At 73.8% G+C, this 20,065-nt stretch carries 18 protein-coding genes; 8 read left to right on the top strand and 10 right to left on the bottom strand.

The window, feature by feature from the left end:
- Window positions 1-5: 5 nt before the first annotated feature.
- The 3 genes from OHA81_RS04715 to OHA81_RS04705 form a co-directional block, all read right to left on the bottom strand.
- Window positions 6-1,934, bottom strand: coding sequence for an ABC transporter permease (locus tag OHA81_RS04715; protein WP_329193056.1), 1,929 nt, complete (start codon window positions 1,932-1,934; stop codon window positions 6-8).
- Between the two features lie 138 nt (window positions 1,935-2,072).
- The gene (modA, locus tag OHA81_RS04710; RefSeq protein ID WP_329193055.1) at window positions 2,073-2,894 is read right to left on the bottom strand and encodes a molybdate ABC transporter substrate-binding protein; all 822 of its coding nucleotides are present in this window, start codon (window positions 2,892-2,894) and stop codon (window positions 2,073-2,075) included.
- 130 nt (window positions 2,895-3,024) lie between these two features.
- On the bottom strand, window positions 3,025-3,420 hold the full coding sequence (locus OHA81_RS04705; protein WP_329193054.1) for a TOBE domain-containing protein: 396 nt from the start codon (window positions 3,418-3,420) through the stop codon (window positions 3,025-3,027).
- 134 nt (window positions 3,421-3,554) lie between these two features.
- On the opposite strand from OHA81_RS04705, the gene OHA81_RS04700 reads away from it, so the two are divergent.
- Window positions 3,555-3,932: an RNA-binding S4 domain-containing protein gene (locus tag OHA81_RS04700; protein ID WP_329193052.1), complete on the top strand. Its 378-nt coding sequence runs from the start codon at window positions 3,555-3,557 to the stop codon at window positions 3,930-3,932.
- A 62-nt stretch (window positions 3,933-3,994) separates the two neighbouring features.
- Here the strand turns inward: OHA81_RS04700 and OHA81_RS04695 are convergent, their stop codons facing one another.
- From OHA81_RS04695 to dhaK, 3 genes are all read right to left on the bottom strand, one after another.
- The gene (locus tag OHA81_RS04695) at window positions 3,995-4,405 is read right to left on the bottom strand and encodes a PTS-dependent dihydroxyacetone kinase phosphotransferase subunit DhaM (protein WP_329193051.1); all 411 of its coding nucleotides are present in this window, start codon (window positions 4,403-4,405) and stop codon (window positions 3,995-3,997) included.
- Window positions 4,402-5,013: a dihydroxyacetone kinase subunit DhaL gene (gene dhaL, locus OHA81_RS04690; protein ID WP_329193049.1), complete on the bottom strand. Its 612-nt coding sequence runs from the start codon at window positions 5,011-5,013 to the stop codon at window positions 4,402-4,404. Before dhaL ends, OHA81_RS04695 begins: the two co-directional genes overlap by 4 nt.
- A gap of 126 nt (window positions 5,014-5,139) precedes the next feature.
- Window positions 5,140-6,138 carry a dihydroxyacetone kinase subunit DhaK gene (gene dhaK / locus OHA81_RS04685; RefSeq protein WP_329193048.1) on the bottom strand — a complete coding sequence of 333 codons (999 nt, stop codon included), beginning with the start codon at window positions 6,136-6,138 and terminating at the stop codon, window positions 5,140-5,142.
- Window positions 6,139-6,398: 260 nt separating this feature from the next.
- Between dhaK and OHA81_RS04680 the strand changes: the two genes are divergently transcribed.
- Together OHA81_RS04680 and OHA81_RS04675 are read left to right on the top strand one after the other, a co-directional pair.
- Complete coding sequence (locus OHA81_RS04680; protein WP_329193045.1) at window positions 6,399-7,964, top strand: molybdopterin-dependent oxidoreductase; 1,566 nt, start codon at window positions 6,399-6,401, stop codon at window positions 7,962-7,964.
- A 50-nt stretch (window positions 7,965-8,014) separates the two neighbouring features.
- Entirely contained in the window at window positions 8,015-8,656 is a 642-nt protein-coding gene (locus tag OHA81_RS04675) for a fasciclin domain-containing protein (protein WP_329193044.1), read from the top strand.
- Window positions 8,657-8,695: 39 nt separating this feature from the next.
- On the opposite strand, the gene OHA81_RS04670 is transcribed toward OHA81_RS04675, so the two are convergent.
- The gene (locus OHA81_RS04670; protein ID WP_329193042.1) at window positions 8,696-9,160 is read right to left on the bottom strand and encodes a MarR family winged helix-turn-helix transcriptional regulator; all 465 of its coding nucleotides are present in this window, start codon (window positions 9,158-9,160) and stop codon (window positions 8,696-8,698) included.
- 121 nt (window positions 9,161-9,281) lie between these two features.
- On the opposite strand from OHA81_RS04670, the gene OHA81_RS04665 reads away from it, so the two are divergent.
- Both OHA81_RS04665 and OHA81_RS04660 read left to right on the top strand, forming a co-directional pair.
- Window positions 9,282-9,845: a DoxX family protein gene (locus OHA81_RS04665; protein ID WP_329193040.1), complete on the top strand. Its 564-nt coding sequence runs from the start codon at window positions 9,282-9,284 to the stop codon at window positions 9,843-9,845.
- A gap of 85 nt (window positions 9,846-9,930) precedes the next feature.
- A complete protein-coding gene (locus tag OHA81_RS04660) occupies window positions 9,931-11,724 on the top strand; it encodes a glycoside hydrolase family 15 protein (RefSeq protein ID WP_329193038.1) in 1,794 nt (597 codons plus the stop codon).
- A gap of 23 nt (window positions 11,725-11,747) precedes the next feature.
- On the opposite strand, the gene OHA81_RS04655 is transcribed toward OHA81_RS04660, so the two are convergent.
- Together OHA81_RS04655 and OHA81_RS04650 are read right to left on the bottom strand one after the other, a co-directional pair.
- Window positions 11,748-13,178, bottom strand: a complete 1,431-nt coding sequence (locus OHA81_RS04655) for an APC family permease (protein ID WP_329193036.1) — start codon at window positions 13,176-13,178, stop codon at window positions 11,748-11,750.
- A gap of 299 nt (window positions 13,179-13,477) precedes the next feature.
- Window positions 13,478-15,529 (bottom strand): SpoIIE family protein phosphatase, encoded by a 2,052-nt coding sequence (locus tag OHA81_RS04650; protein ID WP_329201985.1) that lies wholly within the window; start codon window positions 15,527-15,529, stop codon window positions 13,478-13,480.
- A gap of 215 nt (window positions 15,530-15,744) precedes the next feature.
- Between OHA81_RS04650 and OHA81_RS04645 the strand changes: the two genes are divergently transcribed.
- Window positions 15,745-16,452: a class I SAM-dependent methyltransferase gene (locus OHA81_RS04645; protein ID WP_329193035.1), complete on the top strand. Its 708-nt coding sequence runs from the start codon at window positions 15,745-15,747 to the stop codon at window positions 16,450-16,452.
- 77 nt (window positions 16,453-16,529) lie between these two features.
- Here OHA81_RS04645 and OHA81_RS04640 read toward each other — a convergent pair whose 3' ends face one another.
- Window positions 16,530-17,438: an alpha/beta hydrolase gene (locus OHA81_RS04640; RefSeq protein WP_329193034.1), complete on the bottom strand. Its 909-nt coding sequence runs from the start codon at window positions 17,436-17,438 to the stop codon at window positions 16,530-16,532.
- Between the two features lie 215 nt (window positions 17,439-17,653).
- On the opposite strand from OHA81_RS04640, the gene tdh reads away from it, so the two are divergent.
- Together tdh and OHA81_RS04630 are read left to right on the top strand one after the other, a co-directional pair.
- A complete protein-coding gene (gene tdh, locus OHA81_RS04635; RefSeq protein ID WP_329193032.1) occupies window positions 17,654-18,682 on the top strand; it encodes an L-threonine 3-dehydrogenase in 1,029 nt (342 codons plus the stop codon).
- A 133-nt stretch (window positions 18,683-18,815) separates the two neighbouring features.
- A complete protein-coding gene (locus OHA81_RS04630) occupies window positions 18,816-20,018 on the top strand; it encodes a glycine C-acetyltransferase (protein ID WP_329193030.1) in 1,203 nt (400 codons plus the stop codon).
- Window positions 20,019-20,065 lie beyond the last annotated feature (47 nt).

Genomic DNA, 20,065 nt, shown 5'->3' with positions numbered 1-20,065 from the left:
CCGGATCAGAGCCGTACGAGCGTCACCTCGGTGGCCTTGACGCTGGTCCACACCTCGGCGCCGTCGACCACGCCGAGCTCGGCCGCCGCCTCCGGGGTGATCTCCGCGACGAGGTCCGGAGCCCCGGCGGAGCCGATCAGCACCCGCAGCCGGCTCCCCACCGCGGTGACTTCCCGTACGGTGCCGGGCCACACGTTGCGCGGGCTGCCGCCGGGCCGCTCCCGGTACACGGACACCGCCTCCGGGGCGATGATCGCCAGCGCCTGGGAGCCCTCCGGCAGCGCCTCGGGCACCACCAGGAGGCCGCCCCCGGCGAGTTCGAGCCCCTTCGGGGTGGCGGTGCCCGGCCAGGCGTTGCGGCCCAGCATCCGCGCCACCCACGGGGAACGCGGATGGCGGGTGACCTCGGCGGGCGGGGCGTCCTGGAGGGTCTGCCCGTCGGCGAGCACGAGGACCCGGTCGGCCAGGGACACCGCCTCGACGGGGTCGTGCGTGACGATCAGGCAGACCCCGCCGAAGCCCGCCAGGTGGGTGCGCAGGGTGTGCCGGACCCGCGCCCGCGTCGTCTGGTCGAGGGCGGCGAGGGGCTCGTCGAGCAGCAGCAGCCTAGGCCGCGCCGCGAGCGCCCGGGCCAGGGCCACGCGCTGCGCCTGCCCGCCGGACAGCTGCGCGGGTCTGCGCCGGGCCAGGTGACCGACGCCCAGCCGGTCCAGCCACTCCTGCGCCTCGGCGCGCGCTTCGGCGCGCGGCACCCGGCGGGCGCGCAGCCCGTACGCGGTGTTGGCGAGCGCGCTCAGGTGCGGGAACAGCGCACCGTCCTGCGGCACCCAGGCCACCTGCCGCCGGTGCGGGGGCAGCGCGGTGACGTCGGTGTCGCCCAGCCGCAGGGTGGCGTGGGCGCGCGGGGTCAGCCCGAGCAGGGCCCGGAGCAGGGTGGTCTTGCCGGCGCCGTTCTCGCCGACGACGGCGATCGTGGTGCCGGGGCCGGCGTCCAGGGTGAGCCGGTTGAAGCCGGTGACCTCGGCGTGCAGCGGCCAGTGGCCGCCGCCCTGGTGCGGGGCGGGCGGCTCGGCGGGGGCGAGGGGCTCGGGGGCCTCCCCGGCCACGGGCGCGGCCGCCCGGGCCAAGTCGCGGCTGAGGGGGGCACCGGTCCAGCGGCCGCGCAGTGCGATCAGCACGCCCATCGCGATCGCGAGCAGCAGCAGGGACACGGAGGTGGCTGCATCAGGGCTGTCCTGGAGCAGCAGGTACACCTGGAGCGGCAACGTCTGGGTGGTGCCGGGCAGGTTTCCGGCGAAGGTGATGGTGGCGCCGAACTCGCCGAGCGCCCGGGCCCAGGTGAGCGCCGCACCCGCGGCCAGGCCGGGCGCCACCATGGGGAGGGTCACGGTGAAGAACACCCGTACCGGCGGGGCGCCGAGGGAGGCCGCGGTCTCCTCGTAACTGCGCTTGAGGCCGCCGAGTGCGCCCTCCAGGCTGATGACGAGGAACGGCATCGCGACGAAGGTGGCGGCGACGACGGCGCCCGAGGTGTGGAACGGCAGCGTGATGCCGAAGGTGTCTTCCAGCCACGGCCCCAGCAGCCCGCGACGGCCGAATCCCAGCAGCAGCGCCACACCGCCGACGGTGGGCGGCAGCACCATGGGAAGCAGGACGAGGGACCGTACGAACGCCTTGCCCTTGAAGTCGACGCGGGCCAGCAGCCAGGCGAGCGGCACCCCGAGCAGGAGGGAGAGGCCCAGTGCCCACGAGGAGACGAGCAGCGACAGCTTGAGCGCCTGCTCCACCGCCGGGCTGCCCAGATGGGTACCCAGCTCGCTCCACCGGGTGCGGCTCAGGATGCCCAGGAGCGGCAGCAGCAGGAACGCCACGGCGAGGAGCGCGGGCAACGCCAGGGCCACGGGCGGCCGGACGCGGGTACGGGGTCTGCTCATGAGGCGGTTCCTGGCTGGTTTTCTCGGCTGCGTGCGTTCCGGGTGGGAAGACGGCCGTTCGAGCACTGCAAGAAGGAAAAGGGGCTGCCTGTCCCCCCGGTCAGGCAGCCCCTGCCCGCGTTCGGGCCGCGGGAGCCGTTACGGCTGCTGGAAGCCGGCGTCCTGGAGGATCTTCTGTGCCTCGGGCGTGCTCAGCCACGCCACGAAGGCGGCCGCGGCCCCACCGTTCTTGGACTGCTTGATCGTGGCGGCCGGGTAGGAGGCGACCGCGTTCTGGTCGTCCGGGATCTCCACGTTGACGACCTTGTCGCCCGACTTGGCGGAGTCCGTCTTGTAGACGAGACCGGCGTCGGCCTCGCCGAGCTCGACCTTGCTCAGCACGGCGCGCACGTTGGGCTCCTGGGAGACCGGCTTCACCTCGATCTTCTGCGCGTCGAGGATCTGCTTGCTGTAGCGGCCGACCGGCACCTCGGGCGCGGCGAGCACGACCTTGATCTTGCTGTCCGCGAGGTCCTTGAGCTCGTCGATCTTGAACGGGTTGCCCTTGCCGGCCGCGATCACGAGGCGGTTCTTCGCGATGACCGTCGCCCCGCCCGTCTCGGCCTTGAGGCCGTCCATCGTCCTGGTGTCGGCGGTCACCAGCGCGTCGGCCGGCGCGCCCTGCTTGACCTGGGCGGCGAGTTCCTGCGAACCGGCGAAGGAGAAGGTCACCTTCGTACCCGGGTGGGACTTCTCGTAGGCGGCGCCCGCCGTCTTGAAGACGTCGGTGAGGGAGGAGGCGGCGAGGACGGTCAGGTTCGCCGGCTTGACCTGGGCGGAAGCGGATGAGGAGGCGCTCGGCGGGCCCGCCGCGCCGGACTTCTCGTCGTCGGCGCCACACGCGGACAGGGCCGGCACGAGGAGCGCTGCGGTCAGGGCGGCGGCGGCAGCGGCGCGGCGGCGGGTCGGGGTCGGGGACATGGGCGGGTGCTCCTCGGTCGGGTCGGCGGCCGGCTCGGATGCCGGGGCCGCGCGGTGGTGACCCGCGCCGGGGACGGGCGGAGCGGGTGGGGACGGTCGGTGGTGCCGAGCGGGGGTGCGGGAACCGCGGTCAGGCGCGGTCGACGTGCACACTGGTGGACTTCACGCGGGCGGTGGCCCGCATGCCGACCTCCAGACCGAGCTCCTCGACGGCCTCACGGGTGAGCAGGGACACCAGGCGGTGGGGTCCGGCCTGGATCTCGACCTGCGCGGCCACGTCGCCGACCTTGACGGCCGTGACGATGCCGGGGAAGGCGTTGCGCGCCGAGGTGTACGGCTCCTCGTCCTCGCCGTGGGCGCCTTGGCCCACCTCGATGGAGAAGGCGGCCAGCGCCCGGCCCTCGATCAGCCGGCGCCCGCCCTCGTCGCGATGGGTCGCGACCCGGCCGGCGTCGGCCCAGCGGCGCGCCGTGTCCGGGCTGACGCCCAGCAGACGCGCGGCCTGTCCGATGGTGTAGGACTGCATGAGCGACAAGGTAGGGGCATCTTCGGCGCATTTGCAATTCCCTCGGGCGGTTGTACATGGCAGATGCGGCGGCTGTTGTGTCATCCGCCGAAAGTGCTTCGCCTTCCGGCCGCCCGCCTCGATAAGGTCGGGACATGGCTGATGAGGTATCGGGAACGGTCCGGGTCGACGCGTGGATCTGGTCGGTGCGGCTGACCAAGACCCGTTCGACCGCGGCGACGGCCTGCCGCGCGGGCCATGTGAAGGTCAACGGCGATCGTGCCAAGCCGGCCCAGGCCGTGCGCGCGGGCGACGAGGTCCGGCTCTTCCACGCGGGCCGCGAGCGGATCGTGGTGGTGCAGAAGCCGGTGGCCAAGCGGGTCGGCGCGCCGGTGGCCGCCGAGTGCTACATCGACAAGAGCCCGCCGCCGCCGACCCCGGTCGAGGCGGCCGTGGTCGGCATCCGCGACCGCGGCGCGGGCCGGCCCACGAAGGGCGAACGCCGCGAGATCGAAATCCTGCGCGGACGGTAGCGGACCGGTGGCGGCGGCCCGGCCCGGCCGGCCGCCCCCGTCCGACGGGCCCGGCCGGCCGGTCAGCCCTTGCGGTATTTGTGCGCCTCGCCGGCCGCGGCTTCCACCGCGTCCAGCGGGGCACATGCGGAGGCGGCCACCACGGCGGCCACCGCACCCTCCAGGAACGGCGCGTCGAGCAGCCGGCTGCCGTCCGGCAGCTCCCCGTCCACCAGCAGGGACTTGACGGTGAGCACGGAACTGCCCAGGTCCGCCAGGATCGCCACGCCCGCGCCCGCGTCCACCTCCCGTGCGGCGCGCACGATCAGCTCCGCGCTGGTCCCGAGCCCGCCGTCCCCCGTGCCGCCCGCGACGCCGACGAGGACCGAAGGCGCGCCCCCGGCCAGGCCGCGGGCCAGCTCGGCCACCGCCTGCGCGACCCTCGCGCTGTGTGAGACCAGCACGATGCCGACGCAGGCCCGCGACGCGCTCACGCCCCGCCCTCCGCGACCTCGGCGAGGGCGTCCAGCAGCAGGGCCGACGAGGTCGCGCCCGGGTCCTGGTGCCCGATGCTGCGCTCGCCCAGGTAACTGGCCCGGCCCTTGCGGGCCTGGAGCGGCACCGTCGCCCGCGCGCCCTCCTCCGCCGCGTCGGCGGCCGCCCGGTAGGAGGTGGCGAGTGCGGCCACCCCCGGCACCAGCGCGTCCAGCATCGTCTTGTCGCCCGGCGCCGCCCCGCCGAGCTGCGCCACCGCGCCCACCCCGGCGTACAGCGCCTCGCGCAGCGCGTCGTCGGAGACCTCGGTGGAGTCGCCGAGCTCCTTGCCCGTGCGGCGCAGCAGCGTCCCGTACAGCGGTCCGGACGCCCCGCCCACCGTGGAGATCAGGGTCCGGCCGGCGAGCTGGAGCACCTCGCCCGGAGACGCCGCGGCCGGTTCGCCGGAGGCGAGGGCCGCCCGTACGGCCATGAAGCCGCGCAGCAGGTTGCTCCCGTGGTCGGCGTCCCCGATCGGGGAGTCGAGCTCGGTCAGCCGGTCCGCCTCGCGTTCGACGGCCGCCGTGGCGGTGTCCATCCAGCGCCGGAAGAAGTCTGTGTCACGCACCGGATCTCCTCGCCTCACGTCCGTCCGACCGGCCTTCCACCGCCACGATACGGTCCACCGGCGCGGGTACGGGGCTTTGCCGACAGGGCTGCGACGACGGGCCGGGCCGGGGGCCCTGACGGCCGCTCACCGCCCCCACCGCAGGGCTGCGGTCTGCACCGGCGCGTCCCACAGGCGCAGCAGTTCCTCGTCGGCCCGGCACAGGGACACCGAACAGCCCGCCATGTCCAGGGAGGTGACGTAGTTGCCGACGAGGGTCCGGGCGACCGGCACCCCGCGCTCGGACAGTACCCGGGCCACCTCCGCGTGGAAGCCGTACAGCTCCAGCAGCGGCGTCGCGCCCATCCCGTTGACCAGCGCGATCACCGGCCCGTCGGCGGGAGCCACCTGCTCCAGGTCGTCCAGTACGGCGCCCACCGCCACGTCCGCGATCTCCCGTGCCGGCATCATCGCGCGCCGCTCCCGGCCGGGCTCGCCGTGGATCCCGATGCCCAGTTCGAGCTCGCCGACGGGGAGGTCGAAGGTGGGGCTCCCCTTGGCCGGAGTGGTGACGGCGCTCAGGGCGACGCCGAAGCTGCGCGAGGACTCGTTGACCCTGCGGGCGAGCGCCGCGACCTGCTCCAGCGGCGCGCCCTCCTCGGCGGCCGCTCCGGCGATCTTCTCCACGAACAGGGTGGCCCCGGTGCCGCGCCGCCCGGCCGTGTAGAGGCTGTCGGTGACGGCGACGTCGTCGTTGACCAGCACCTGTTCGATCCGTACGCCGTCCTCGCCCGCGAGGTCGGCGGCCATCTCGAAGTTCAGCACGTCGCCGGTGTAGTTCTTGACGATGAACAGCACGCCCTGGCCGGCGTCGACTGCCGCGGCCGCCCGGACCATCTGGTCGGGCACCGGCGAGGTGAACACCTCCCCGGGACACGCCGCCGACAGCATGCCCGGGCCCACGAACCCGGCGTGCAGCGGCTCGTGCCCGGAACCGCCCCCGGATACCAGCCCGACCCGTCCGCCGTCCTCCGCGTCCCGTCGTACGACGACCCTTCGCTCGACGTCGACGTCCAATTCGGGGTGCGCTGCGGCCAGTCCGCGCAGCGCGTCGGCGACGACGGTCTCGGCACTGTTGATCAGCATCTTCACGAGAATCTCCCGGTGCGGCTGGAGTGGTGCGCGTGTCTGCCCATGCTGACGGTTGGCGGCCCGGGGCGGGGGGACGACACCCCACGCGGCGGTCCGGCGGCAGTCACTTCCAGCCTCCCACCTCGGCGCACGGGGCGCCCGCAGGCCGCCCGCCCGCGCCGCGTCCGGGTTTCGAAGACGAGCCGCTTCGCAAGACGAGCCACTTCATGCGGTGAAGGGGCAATCCGGTGGCCCGGTGGCTCCGAAGACCCGGCGTGAGGATCGACCGAGCCACCTTCGCCCGTACCGCCCCGGCGGCGCTGAGCGGCCTGCTGTCCGGCTACGCCGCCCTGGCCGTCGCCGAACTGGTCGCGGCCGCCGTGCGCCCCGAGGCGGGGCCGGTGACCGCGGTCGGCGGCGCGGCCGTCGACCGTACCCCGTCCGCGCTCAAGGACTGGGCGATCCGGCACTTCGGCAGTGACGACAAGCTGGTCCTCCAGCTCGGCATCCTCGCGGTCCTCGCGCTGACGGGCGTCGTACTCGGCCTGCTCGCCCTGCGCCACCGCCGCTGCGGCTGCGCCGGGGTCCTGCTCCTCGGTCTCGTCGGCGGGACGGCCGCCGTCACCCGGCCCGACTCCACCGGCCCCGCCGACGCCCTGCCGTCCCTGGTGGGCGCCCTGGCCGCGGCGGCGCTGCTGTACGTGCTGACCGGCCGGGCGGCCGCGGCCCCCGGCGCGGTCTTCGGCGCAGCGCAGAGCCGTCGGCGGTTCCTCCTGGCGGCCGGCTCCACCGCCGTCGCCTCGACGGCCGCCGGAGTCTTCGGCCGGCGGCTGGGTGCCTCGAGGGTCCGGGACGCGGCCGCCTCCCGGGCCGCCGTACGGCTGCCCGCACCGGCCTCGCCCGCCCCGGCCGTGCCCCGCGGGGCGTCCCTGCGCATCCCCGGCATCAGCCCGTTCACCACGCCCGGAGCGGACTTCTACCGCGTCGACACCGCCCTGGTGGTCCCCGCCGTCCCCGCCGGCACCTGGCGGCTGCGCGTCCACGGCAAGGGCGTCGGCCGCCCCCGCACCTACAGCTACGCCGACCTGCTCGGCCGGCCGCTCATCGAGCGCGACCTCACTTTGACCTGCGTGTCCAACGAGGTCGGTGGCCCGTACGTGGGCACCGCCCGCTGGCTCGGGGTACGCCTGGCCGACCTGCTGGCCGAGGCGGGCGTACGGCCGCCGTCGAAAGGGGGACCGGCCGACCAGCTCGTGGCGCGCTCGGTGGACGGCATGACCCTGGGCACCCCGGTGGAAGCCGTCATGGACGGCCGTGACGCGATGCTCGCCGTCGGCATGAACGGCGAACCCCTGCCCCTGGCCCACGGGTTCCCGGTACGGATGCTCGTGCCGGGCCTGTACGGATACGTATCGGCCTGCAAGTGGATCGAGGACATCGAGCTCACCACCTTCGCCTCCTACGACCCCTACTGGGTGCGGCGGAACTGGGCCCGCGAGGCGTCCGTCAAGACGCAGGCCCGCATCGACACCCCCAGGCCCTTCGCCCGCCCCGCGCCCGGCGTCGTCATGGTCGCCGGAGTCGCCTGGGCGCAGCACCGGGGCATCGACCGGGTCGAGGTACGCGTCGACGACGGCCCCTGGGAGCCGGCCGACCTCGCGGCCGAGCACACCGCCGACACCTGGCGGCAGTGGTCCTACCGCTGGCAGGCCGTCACCGGCGGCCACACCCTCACCGTCCGCGCCACCGACCGGTCCGGGACCACCCAGACCGAGGAACGCAAGCCCACGATCCCCGACGGGGCGAGCGGCCGGCACTCGGTCGTCGTCAGCGTCGGCTGACCACAGTCCACCCCCCGACCAACCACTCCCGATCAAGGAGAACCACCTCCATGTACAGCCTTCGTTCGCGCCGTACGGCCCTCGCCCTCGCCGCTGCGGCCGTCCTGCCCTTCGCCCTCGTCGCCTGCTCCTCCGACTCCGGCCAGGAGGCGGGCTCCGGCAGCGCCGCCTCCGGTCCGGCCGATCCGGCGGGTGCCCCCTCGGCAGCCACGGCGGTGGACGCTCCGTTCGGTCCGGCGTGTGCCACGGTGCCCGAGCAGGGCGCCGGCAGTTTCGACGGGATGGCGAAGGACCCGGTGGCCACTGCCGCCTCGAACAACCCGGCCCTGTCCACGCTGGTCACCGCCGTCAAGAAGGCCGGACTGGTGGACACGCTCAACAACGCGAAGGACATCACGGTGTTCGCGCCGACCAACGACGCCTTCGCGAAGATCCCGAAGGCCGACTTGGACAAGGTCCTCGCCGACAAGGCCACCTTGACGAAGATCCTCACGCACCACGTCGTCGGCCGGACGCTGACGCCGCAGCAGCTGGAGTCCGGTTCGTTCGAGACCCTGGAGAAGGGCACTGTCACAACGGCCGGATCGGGCAGCTCCTACAGGGTCGGCGACAGCGCCAACGTGGTGTGCGGCAACGTCACGACGGCCAACGCCAAGGTCTACATCATCGACACGGTCCTGATGCCCAAGTAGCGGCGGCAGCGGGGGAGGGGACCCCCCGGCGGCGGCGCCTCAGGCGCCCTGTTCCCTGAGCCGGCGGCCGACCTCACCGAGGCCGGCCGCCAGCGCGTCGAGCTGTTCGGGGGTCAGGACGTCCACGAGGATCTCGCGGACGGTGGCCACGTGCCCGGGCGCCGCCTCCTCCAGCCGGGCGAGGCCCGCCTCGGTGAGGACGGCGAACACCCCGCGCACATCGGAGGGGCAGCTGCGGCGGCGGACCAGGCCCGCCTTCTCCATCTGGGTGATCTGGTAGGTCAGCCCGCTCTTGGAGTTGATCAGTCCGTTGGCCAGCTCGGTCATCCGCAGTTCACGACCGGGCGCGGCGGCGAGCCGGACGAGTACCTCGTACTGGGGGTGCGACAGTCCGGCGTCTTCCTTGAGCTGCTGGTCGAGGCGGCGGTTCACCAAGGCGGAGGCGGCGAGGAAGCCGCTCCAGGCGCGCATCTCGCGGTCGTCCAGCCATCTCGTCCCAGCCATGACACCAGCCTACACATGTTGTTCCAATTTGAATCAATGATTAAGGTCATGGAAGCCGGTTCGAATTTGAACAACCCTGTGATCTGCCCCTCCGGACCGGCCCCGACCGGAAGGACCCCCCATGACCAGCGCCTCCGCCGCCGCGACGAAGGCTCCGGCCGCCGCACCGGCCGCACCCGCCCCCACGACCGCCACCAGTGCCCACGACGCCGGGCTGCTGCTCCTGCGCGTCGTCCTCGGCCTCACCATGGCCGCCCACGGCACCCAGAAGCTGTTCGGCTGGTTCGGGGGCGGCGGCATCAGCGGCACGGGCCGGTTCTTCACCGCGAGCGGCTACCCGGCGGGCGACTCCATGGCCGCCCTCGCCGGTCTCACCGAGACCCTCGGCGGTCTCGGCCTCGCTGCCGGGCTGCTCACCCCGCTCGCCGGCGCCGCCGTCGTGGGCACCATGATCAACGCGATCGCCGTCCACGGCGCCGGTGCGTTCTTCGCCCCCGAAGGCATCGAATACGAACTGCTCCTGACCGCCGGCGCCGCCGCCCTCGCCCTCGCCGGCCCCGGCCGGTACGCCGCCGACCGCCTGCTGCCCGTACCGGCGTTGCGCACGCCCCGCCCCGCCCACAGGGCGCTCGCCCTCGCCCTCGGCGTGGTCATGGGGGCGGCGCTGCTCCTCGTACGGAACTGACCCCGGGGTCCGCGCCCTCCGGGCCCCCGGACCGGGCGCGGCGCGGACCTGATTGACCTGCGGCGTTCGGGGGAAGAGCGCACAAATGACACAACCCATCGAAGACTACGCACTCATCGGCGACCTGATGACCAGCGCACTCGTCGGCCGAGACGGGTCCATCGACTGGCTGTGCCTGCCCCGCTTCGACTCGGCCGCCTGCTTCGCCGCCCTCCTGGGGGACGAGGAGAACGGTCACTGGCGCATCGCCCCGGCGTCCGCCGCGGACGGCGAAGGGTGCACGCGCCGCGCATACGTCGACGACTCGCTGATCCTGGAGTCCGTCTGGGAAACCGAGCACGGCACGGTCAAGGTCACCGACTTCATGCCGCAGCGCGACGTCATGCCCGACGTCATGCGGATCGTCGAAGGGATCTCCGGCGAGGTCACCGTACGCAGCACCCTGCGCCTGCGGTTCGACTACGGCGACATCGTGCCCTGGGTCCGGCGGCGCGACGGCGACCGCGTCGCCATCGCCGGACCCGATTCGGCCTGGTTCCGCAGCCGGCCGCCCGTACGCACCTGGGGCGAGGACAAGAGCACCCGCTCCGAGTTCACCGTCGCAGCCGGCGAGAAGGTCGCCTTCGTTCTGACCTGGCACCCCTCGCACGAGCCGCGGCCGGAGCCGCTCGACCCGGACGAGGCGCTCGAACAGAGCCTCGCCGACTGGCGGGAGTGGGCCTCACGCTGCGCCTACGTGGGCCCCTACCGGGAGGCGGTCGTCCGCTCCCTGATCACCCTCAAGGCCCTGACGTACGCCCCGACCGGAGGCATCGTCGCCGCCGCCACGACCTCCCTCCCCGAGGAACTCGGCGGCGTGCGCAACTGGGACTACCGCTACTGCTGGCTCCGCGACGCCACCCTCACCCTGGGCTCCCTGCTGGCCACCGGCTACCACGACGAGGCCCGCGACTGGCGGGCCTGGCTGCTGCGCGCGGTCGCCGGGAACCCCGCCGACCTCCAGATCATGTACGGGATCGCGGGCGAACGCAGGCTCCCCGAAACAGACCTGCCCTGGCTCCGCGGCTACGCGGGCTCCTCCCCGGTGCGCGTCGGCAACGCAGCCGTGGACCAGCTCCAGCTGGACGTGTACGGGGAGGTCATGGACGCCTTCTACCTGGCACGGGCCAGCGGGCTCCCCACGGAACGGCACGCCTGGAAGATCCAGCTCGCGCTGCTGGACTTCCTGGAGGACAACTGGCGGCGCCCCGACGAGGGGCTCTGGGAAGTCCGCGGCCCGCGCCGCCACTTCACCCACTCCAAGGTGATGGCCTGGGTCGCCGCGGACCGCGCCGTCAGGACGCTGGAGCACGACCCCTCGATGCCGGGCGACGTGGAGCGCTGGCGGGCCATAAGGGACGAGGTCCACGCCGACGTCTGCGCGAACGCCTACGACCCGGAGCGCAACACCTTCACCCAGTACTACGGTTCGCGCGAGCTGGACGCCGCGACCCTGCTCATCCCCAGGGTCGGCTTCCTGCCGCCCGACGACCCGCGGGTGATCGGCACCGTCGACGCGGTGCGGGAGGAACTCGGGGCCAGTGGCTTCGTCCGCCGCTACAGCACCGAGGGCCCCTCCGTCGACGGACTGCCCGGCGACGAAGGGGTCTTCCTGGCCTGCTCCTTCTGGCTGGCCGATGCCCTGCACTTGACCGGCCGGAGCAAGGAGGCGCGCGAGCTGTTCGAGCGGCTGTTGGGCGTCTGCAACGACGTCGGCCTGCTCGCCGAGGAGTACGACCCCGTCGCAGGCCGCCAGCTGGGCAATTTCCCGCAGGCGTTCAGCCACATCGGACTGGTCAGCACCGCGCTCCTGCTCGGCTGGGGCCCGCCGCGGGACTGACCCGCTGCGGGCCCCGGCGGGCCTTACGCCACGGCCCCCGCCACGGCCTCTTCCGCGTCCTCTTCCCCGTCCTGCGGGATGCTGACCAGCCAGCGGCTGTCCTGGCGCGGCCGCAGGTACAGGGCCCAGTACAGGGTGGCCACGGCGGTGATCCCGCCCGTCCACAGCAGGTACTGGGTCTCCTGCTGGGTCAGGATGTACGCGAACACCGCGATCAGTACCACCGGCACGGCCGGCCACATCGGCATCCGCCAGGCGGCCTTCTCACGGTGCGCCCCCCGCCGGCAGAACAGGGCGGCCACGGCGACCAGCAGGTACATGCCGGTCACCGAGACGCCGGTGACGCCGTACAGGGTGTCCAGGTTGACGAAGCACATCAGGGCGCCCGGGATGCCGACCAGCAGGGTGGCCACCCAGGGCGAGCCGAAGCGGCCGAGCTTCGCCAGGGCGTTGTTGACCGGCTCCGGCCAGGCCTTGTCGCGGGCGGAGGCGAACAGCACGCGGGAGTTCTGGATGACCATGACGATGCCCGCGTTGACGATGGCGAGGGCGACGCACAGGCTCACGAAGGTGCCGACGGCCGAGTTCGACCAGGCGGTGACCATCGCGCCGAGGTCACCGGCGCTCAGCGCGTCGAGGTCCGGGGCGCCCATGGTGATCGCGATGACCGGGACCAGGATCACGGCGGTGGAGATGGCGAGCGTCGCGAGGACCGTCCGCGGGACGTTGCGGCGGGGCTTCTCCAGCTCCTCCGAGAGGTAGACGGCCGTCGAGAACCCCTGGGTGACGAACAGGGCGATCGCGAGGCCGGAGACGACCATCATCGCCGTCACGGTCGACGTGCCGCCGCCCTCGGCGGCGACCGAACCGTGCACCAGAGCGTCGGCGCCCCGCTCGCTGTGGGCGAAGCCGAGCACCGCCACCAGCGCGGCCGCCACGACTTCCAGGACCAGGAAGATGCCGGTGATCCAGGCGTTGGCCCGCAGGTCCAGCAGGCCGGCGAGGGTGGCGAGCAGCATCACGGCGCCACCGGCGACCGGGGCGGGGATGTGCACGACCGGGGCCAGGTAGTCGGCCGTGCCCATGGCGATCACGGGCGGCACGATCATCACGACGAGCAGCGACAGTACGAACACCAGCCAGCCTGCCAGCCTGCCGGCCATGGTCGATACCATCGCGTACTCACCGCCGGCGCTGGGGATGAGCGTCCCCAGCTCCGAGTAGCAGAACGCCACGCCGATACAGAGCAGCGAGCCGATGGCGATGGTGAGGGCGGTCCAGGTGCCGAGGCCGGCGAACAGGTCGGGTACGACCACGAAGAGCGTCGAGGCGGGCGTCACGCACGAGAGCGTGAGCAACGTTCCGCCGACCACGCCGATGGAACGCTTGAGCTTCTGGGGGACGGGCGCGGTCGCCGGCGCGAGGGCCTGCGGGGCGCTGATCGTGTCAGTCATCGGTGCGGTGTTCCGATCGGCAGATGCGGGGGAGTGAGCGCGGGAGCGGTATCGCCTCCGGGGCGGTGGTGAGCAGGGTGTTTCAGTGGCTCCCGGGCCGTCATGCAATCTCCGCGAGATCCGCAGGTCAAGAGCTGTTCATGTGCGGATTCCCTTGTCCGCGGACCGCCGGTAACCCCTTTTCGGCGTCAAGGCGGCGTAAATACTGCCCCCGCGGGGGTACGGGAACCGCACCTAGATCAGCGTGAATTTTCCTCCGCTTTGCCGAGCGGGCGCCCGTTCGTGACCACCGCGGGCCGTCAGTCGGCCGGTCCGGTGCGCCACGCCAGCAGCAGGGCGATGTCGTCGGGCCGGTCACCGGTGGTGCCGGCCCCGCTCGCCAGCCGGTCGGCCGTCTCGGTCAGCGGGACGGGTCGGGCGGCCGCCAGCGCCACCCGCAGCCGCTCCACCCCGGCGTCGATGTCGGTGCCCGGCACCTCCACCAGTCCGTCCGTGTACAAGGCGAGCAGCGCCCCCGGCTCCAGCACGAACTCCGTCACGGGGTACGAGGCGGCCGCGTCGACACCGAGCACCACCCCGCCCCGAAGGTTCAGCACCTCCGTCCGGCCGCCGGGATGGCGCAGCAGCGGCTGGGGGTGGCCGGCGCGGACGGCCCGGGCCCGTCCCGTGGCGCGGTCGAGTTCGACGTAGCAGCAGCTCGCGATCTGGCCCGGGTCCAAGTCGATCAACAGTCGGTTGGTGCCGCGCACCACCTGCTCCGGTGCGTTGCCGCCCAGCGCGAAGGCCCGCACCGCGCTGCGCAGCTGCCCCATCGTGGCCGCGGCGGCCACCCCGTGGCCCTGGACGTCGCCGATGACCAGGGCCAGGGTGTCCGGGCCGGTCTCCGTGACGTCGTACCAGTCGCCGCCGACGTCCATGCCGACCGTCCCGGGGAGGTACCGGCCCACGGTGACCACGTGCTCGTGCACCGGCAGCCGGTGCGGCAGCAGTGCCGACTGGAGGCCGCGGGCCAGCGCCGCCTCGCTGTCGTAGCGCCGGGCCCGCTCCAGGGCCTGCGCGATCAGCCCCGCCAGCGCGGTGAGCACCGTACGCTCCTCCGCGCCGAAGCCGCGCGGTGTGTCGAAGCCGAGGATGCAGGAGCCCACCGGGCGGCCCGAGGCGATCAGCGGCAGGAACGCGCGGGCGCCCACATGGGTGTCGAGGGGAATGCCCGGGTAGGCGGCGGCCAGGTGCTCCATCGACTCGAAGAACAGCGGACGGCCCGACGTCAGGGTCTCCACGCCGGGCAGCCGCACGTCCAGGCCCACTCCGTCGAAGCGGTCCAGGAACCCGCGGGGGAACCCGGTCTCCCACGCCAGGTGCAGATGGCGTTCGTCCAGCAGGTAGATCGCCAGCTGGCGACCGCCGAAGGCGGGCAGCAACTCCTCGGTGACCACCGCCGACACCTGGCGGGCGGTCACCGCCTCGGTCAGCGCGATCGCCAGCGCCACCGGCCGGTACAGCGCCGAGGAACGGTCCGCGGGGGAGCCGGCCCCCCGCGGCCCCGAGGAGTACGGGTCCGACCCGGCGGAGCCCAGCGTCACGGTCACCCCGTCCGGCCCCGGGTGCAGGCCGACCGACAGCCACGTCCCCGACGGGGGGTCACCCTCCCGCGCCACGAAGTACACCGGTTCGGGCGCCATGAAGACGGCCCGGAAGTGGTCCTCGTACGCCGGATGGCTCAGCCAGGGCAGCGCCTCCCACAGCACCTCGCCGAGCAGGGGCCGCCCCCGCGTGCCCGGCAGCGCCGCCGCGGCGGCGTTCGCGTAGCGGATCCTGCCCTGCCGGTCCAGCGACAGCACGGCCTGCGCGAGGCGGTCCACGGCCGTCTCCGCGCCGCCCCGGGGGACCACCGGCTCCGGGCGGACCGGGTCGCCGTCCCACACCACCGGGTCGCCGCTCGCCCTGAGCGCCGTCAGCTCGGCCGCCAGCCGCGCCGCGACGCCGCGCATCCTTTCCCGGTCCCCGGACTCCACCGCGGCGCCCGGGGTGGCCGGGCGCAGCACCATCAGCACCCCGAACCGTTCGTCCCCGGCGGTGACGGGCTCGTACAGCGACCCGAACGTGAAGGGCAGCCCGGCCGTCAGCTGGGGGAAGCGCCGCATCGCCGACTCGGCGTCGGGCAGGTGCACCGCCTGCCCCGAGCGGTACGCCTCCGCGACGGGGTACGGCCGGTTCACGTGCATCCGCCACCAGGGCCGGAACAGCCTGCCCGGGAGTCCGTCCAGCGCTGCCAGCCGCAGCAGCCCGTCCGTGCGCGAGCGCAGGTAGACCCCGCCCGCGTAGCCGCCGACGGCCTCCTCCACGGCCATGGCTGCCCGTGCGAGCACCCGGGCCAAGGCGTCGGTGGCCGGGCTGCCGCTGTCGGGTCTCGCGGTCACACAGCCAGGATGCGCCCGGCGGATCGGGCCCGCACCGCGCGCGGAGCCCGTACGCCGCACCGACTGACCCGAACGCCTCCCCCGTGCGGGGGACGGTGCGGGCCGGGCGGCTGTCCGCCGGGCCGCCGCCGGGGAGGCATTGCGGCATGCAACAGCAGTACGACACGTCGACGCCCCCGCCCGCCTTCTCGGAGGCCGACGCCCTCACCCTGCGCACCGCCCTGGACGCGCTCGGCGGGGTCCGGGGACTGGACGCCCTCGACCTCCCCTGCGGGAACGGCGGCACCGCGAGGCTGCTGGCGAGCGGCGGGGCCCGGCGCACCGTCGGCGTGGACAGCTGCCCCGACCGCATCCGCCGCGCGCGCGAGACCCACCACGACGCCCGGATCGAGTACGTCGTCGCGGACGCCGCCGGGATGCCGCAGCTGGGCCCCTTCGACCTGGCAACCGCCGTCTACCTGTTCAACCAGGCCCCCGACCGCGAGACCCTGCACGCCCTGTTCCGGTCCGTACGGGCCAATCTGCGGCCCGGGGGCCGGCTGCTGGCCATCGTGCCGAACCCGGGGGCGTTCCCCTGCCCGGACTGGTCCCCCTACGGCGTACGGGTCCTGCGGCGCGAGCCGCACCCGGAGGCCCCGCTCGTGCGGGCCCAGTTCGTCTCCCGTCCCGACGCGCACTTCGAGTTCCGTGCCTGGGCGCACGCCGATTTCTGCGAAGCGGCGGTCGAGGCCGGGTTCACCACCGCCGGCTGGCAGCCCGTACGCACCCCGCCGCCCGACGCGGAGCGCGACGAAGCCTTCTGGGCGGCCTACCGGGCCCGGCCGGTCAGCTCGCTGATGACCTGCCTGGCCTGAGCGTGAGGCCGGTGCCGGGGCGCCGGCCGGGGCCGGCGCACGGCTCGCGGGCCGGGGCGGTGGCGCCCCGTCGTCCCTCACAGCTCTGCGGCGGCCCTGACCAGGTCCACGATCCGCTCCCGCGCCGCCCGGCCCTCCGGGACGGGCAGCAACGGGTAGCCGTGCGGCAGCCCCACCGCCTCGTGGAAGTCCACGTCCACGCCCTCCGCCCGCGCCCGCCGCAGCAGCTCCCGGCTGTCGGTGGTCAGCACGTCCCTGGTGCCCGTGAACGCCGTCAGCGGCGCCAGCCCCTCGAAGGACCCCAGCAGCGGGCTCACCCGGGGGTCGTCGGCGGCGAGGGTGCCCGCGTACAGCCGCCCGGCCTCGGCCAGCCCGGGCCGGGCCAGCAGCGGGTCCGCCCGCTCGATGTCCGGCTGCGCCGGATGGCTCATCGACACGTCCAGCCAGGGCGAGATCAGCACGATCCGGGACGGCTGCGCCCCCGTTCGGTCCCGCAGGCGCTGCGCCGCGGCCAGTGCCAGACCGGCCCCCGCGCCGTCCCCGATCAGTACCGTCCCGCCCGCGCCACCGCTCTCGATGAGCCCGCTCAGCAGGTCGGCGGCGACCGGCACGTTCCGGTCTGCCGTCCCGCGGGGGGCCAGGATGTAGGCCGGTACGACGACGCGGGCACGGGCCCGGGCGACGAGCGTACGGATCATCGACCAGTGCGGCCGCACCAGTCCGTCGATGTAGGCGCCACCGTGCACGTACAGCACCTGCGCCACCGCTTCCGTCCCGCGCGGCGAGATGTCGTACACCGGCCAGGCCCCGACGAAGGCCCGCGAGACCTCGGCGATCCGGCCCAGCGAACGCGGCGGCAGGTGCGACGCCGGCCGCCTGGCGGCCTGCGCCACCCTGGCGCGCACCGCCTCGGCGCTCGCGAACCGTCTTCGCCGCCCCGTCGCGATCAGCGCGACCGACAGCGCCCTGCTGCGCAGACTCGGCACGCCCCCCACCTCCCCGTTCCCCTGCTCCCGGCCCGGTCCCGGCCGGCCCTGCCCCGTCACCCGAGGAGCATAGGCGTGAAGCTGCGCTGTCGACCCGCTTAAGAAAGTCTCGATGGACTGATCACCGCGCCGCTCGGCAGATTGGTCCCGTCACCCCTCGGCCGCGCGGGCCCGCACGCCCGCCGCGTCACCCTTCACATGCCTGGAGCCACCCCATGAAGGCACTCGTCAAGCACAAGGCCGAACCCGGGCTGTGGCTCATGGACGTCCCCGAGCCCGAGTACGGCCCCGGCGACGTGCTGATCAAGGTGCTGCGGACCGGTATCTGCGGGACCGACCTGCACATCCGGGCGTGGGACGGCTGGGCGCAGGGCGCCGTCAAGACGCCGCTGGTGCTGGGGCACGAGTTCGTGGGCGAGGTCGCCGCGCTCGGCGCCGACGTCCGGGACATCGAGATCGGCGCCCTCGTCAGCGGCGAGGGCCACCTGGTGTGCGGCAAGTGCCGCAACTGCCTGGCCGGGCGCCGTCACCTGTGCCGCAGCACGGTGGGCCTCGGCGTGGGGCGGGACGGCGCGTTCGCCGAGTACGTGGTGCTGCCCGCGCAGAACGTGTGGGTGCACCGGACCGCCGTGGACCTGGACGTGGCGGCCATCTTCGACCCGTTCGGCAACGCCGTGCACACCGCGCTGTCCTTCCCGCTGGTCGGTGAGGACGTCCTGATCACCGGCGCCGGCCCGATCGGCATCATGGCCGCCGCCGTGGCCCGGCACGCCGGTGCGCGCAACGTCGTCATCACCGACGTCAGCCCCGAGCGCCTCGACATCGCCCGCAAGGCCGGGGCCACCCTCGCGGTGAACGTCGCGGAATCCTCGATCGCCGACGCGCAGGCGCAGCTGGGGCTGCGCGAGGGCTTCGACATCGGACTGGAGATGTCGGGCCGTGCCGAGGCCATGCGCGACATGATCGACAACATGACGCACGGCGGCCGGATCGCCATGCTGGGCCTGCCCGCCCAGGAGTTCCCCGTCGACTGGGCCAAGGTCGTCACCTCGATGATCACTATCAAGGGCATCTACGGCCGCGAGATGTTCGAGACCTGGTACGCGATGACCGTGCTGCTGGAAGGCGGGCTGGACCTGAGCCCCGTCATCACCGGCCGCTACTCCCACACCGACTTCCAGGCCGCCTTCGACGAGGCGTCGACCGCCCGCAGCGGCAAGATCATCCTGGACTGGACGGCCTGACCGCCACCGGGGACCGGGACGGCACCACCGTCCCGTGCTCCCCGGACCCTCTACTCCGGCCGCCCCCGCACCCACCCTCCGCGGGGGCCCCGCCCCCCTCCCTCCGCCACCAGGAGAAAGAGAGCACCGCCCCATGTTCGAGACCGTCCGCGCCGACCTGCGCACCACCCTCGACGAGATCCGGTCCGCCGGCCTGCACAAGCCCGAGCGCGTCATCGGCACCCCGCAGAGCGCGTCCGTCGCCGTCACCTCCGGTGGCTCCGCCGGAGAGGTCCTGAACTTCTGCGCCAACAACTACCTCGGGCTGGCCGACCACCCCGAGGTGGTCGCCGCCGCCAAGGACGCGCTGGACCGCTGGGGCTACGGCATGGCCTCGGTCCGCTTCATCTGCGGCACCCAGGAGGTGCACAAGGAACTGGAGGCCCGCCTCTCTGCGTTCCTCGGCCAGGAGGACACGATCCTCTACTCCTCGTGCTTCGACGCGAACGGCGGCGTCTTCGAGACCCTGCTCGGCGCCGAGGACGCGGTGATCTCCGACGCCCTCAACCATGCCTCGATCATCGACGGCATCCGCCTGTCCAAGGCCCGCCGCTACCGCTACGCGAACCGCGACCTCGCAGAGCTGGAGACCCGGCTCAAGGACACCCAGGACGCCCGTCGCCGCCTGATCGTCACCGACGGCGTGTTCTCGATGGACGGCTACGTCGCCCCGCTCGCCGAGATCTGCGACCTCGCCGAGCGCTACGACGCCATGGTCATGGTGGACGACTCGCACGCCGTCGGCTTCGTCGGCCCCGGCGGCCGCGGCACCCCGGAGCTGCACGGCGTCATGGACCGCGTCGACATCATCACCGGCACCCTCGGCAAGGCCCTCGGCGGCGCCTCCGGCGGCTACGTCGCGGCCCGCGCCGAGATCGTCGAGCTGCTGCGCCAGCGCTCGCGCCCGTACCTCTTCTCCAACTCCCTCGCCCCGGTCATCGCGGCCGCCTCCCTCAAGGTCCTGGACCTGCTGGAGTCCGCCGGCGACCTGCGGGAGCAGCTGGCCGCCAACACCGAGCTGTTCCGCACGAAGATGACCGCGGCCGGATTCGAGGTCCTGCCCGGGGACCACGCCATCGCCCCCGTCATGATCGGCGACGCGGCCGAGGCGGCCCGCATGGCGGAGCTCCTGCTGGAGCGCGGCGTGTACGTGATCGGCTTCTCCTACCCGGTGGTGCCGATGGGCGCGGCCCGCATCCGCGTCCAGCTGTCGGCCGCCCACTCGACGGCGGACGTGGAGCGTGCGGTGGCCGCCTTCGTCGACGCCCGCGCGGCGCTGGCGACGGCGGGGGCCTGAGCCGCGGGGCCCGGTGCGGCGGGGGTCCCCGAGACGCCGGGGGCCGT

The sequence above is a fragment of the Streptomyces sp. NBC_00667 genome (genome assembly GCF_036226825.1).
Classification (GTDB): Bacteria; Actinomycetota; Actinomycetes; order Streptomycetales; family Streptomycetaceae; genus Streptomyces.
The sequence above is the reverse complement of the archived record's forward strand: the minus strand, read 5'-3'. Positions and strand labels throughout refer to the sequence as shown.

Coding starts and splice junctions, on each gene's coding strand:
- tdh (WP_329193032.1), top strand. CDS start 17,654: ATGAAGGCACTCGTCAAGCACAAGGCCGAACCCGGGCTGTGGCTCATG.
- OHA81_RS04715 (WP_329193056.1), bottom strand. CDS start 1,934: ATGAGCAGACCCCGTACCCGCGTCCGGCCGCCCGTGGCCCTGGCGTTG.
- OHA81_RS04675 (WP_329193044.1), top strand. CDS start 8,015: ATGTACAGCCTTCGTTCGCGCCGTACGGCCCTCGCCCTCGCCGCTGCG.
- OHA81_RS04655 (WP_329193036.1), bottom strand. CDS start 13,178: ATGACTGACACGATCAGCGCCCCGCAGGCCCTCGCGCCGGCGACCGCG.
- OHA81_RS04645 (WP_329193035.1), top strand. CDS start 15,745: ATGCAACAGCAGTACGACACGTCGACGCCCCCGCCCGCCTTCTCGGAG.
- modA (WP_329193055.1), bottom strand. CDS start 2,894: ATGTCCCCGACCCCGACCCGCCGCCGCGCCGCTGCCGCCGCCGCCCTG.
- OHA81_RS04650 (WP_329201985.1), bottom strand. CDS start 15,529: ATGGCCGTGGAGGAGGCCGTCGGCGGCTACGCGGGCGGGGTCTACCTG.
- OHA81_RS04700 (WP_329193052.1), top strand. CDS start 3,555: ATGGCTGATGAGGTATCGGGAACGGTCCGGGTCGACGCGTGGATCTGG.
- OHA81_RS04660 (WP_329193038.1), top strand. CDS start 9,931: ATGACACAACCCATCGAAGACTACGCACTCATCGGCGACCTGATGACC.
- OHA81_RS04630 (WP_329193030.1), top strand. CDS start 18,816: ATGTTCGAGACCGTCCGCGCCGACCTGCGCACCACCCTCGACGAGATC.
- OHA81_RS04705 (WP_329193054.1), bottom strand. CDS start 3,420: ATGCAGTCCTACACCATCGGACAGGCCGCGCGTCTGCTGGGCGTCAGC.
- dhaK (WP_329193048.1), bottom strand. CDS start 6,138: ATGCTGATCAACAGTGCCGAGACCGTCGTCGCCGACGCGCTGCGCGGA.
- OHA81_RS04665 (WP_329193040.1), top strand. CDS start 9,282: ATGACCAGCGCCTCCGCCGCCGCGACGAAGGCTCCGGCCGCCGCACCG.
- OHA81_RS04670 (WP_329193042.1), bottom strand. CDS start 9,160: ATGGCTGGGACGAGATGGCTGGACGACCGCGAGATGCGCGCCTGGAGC.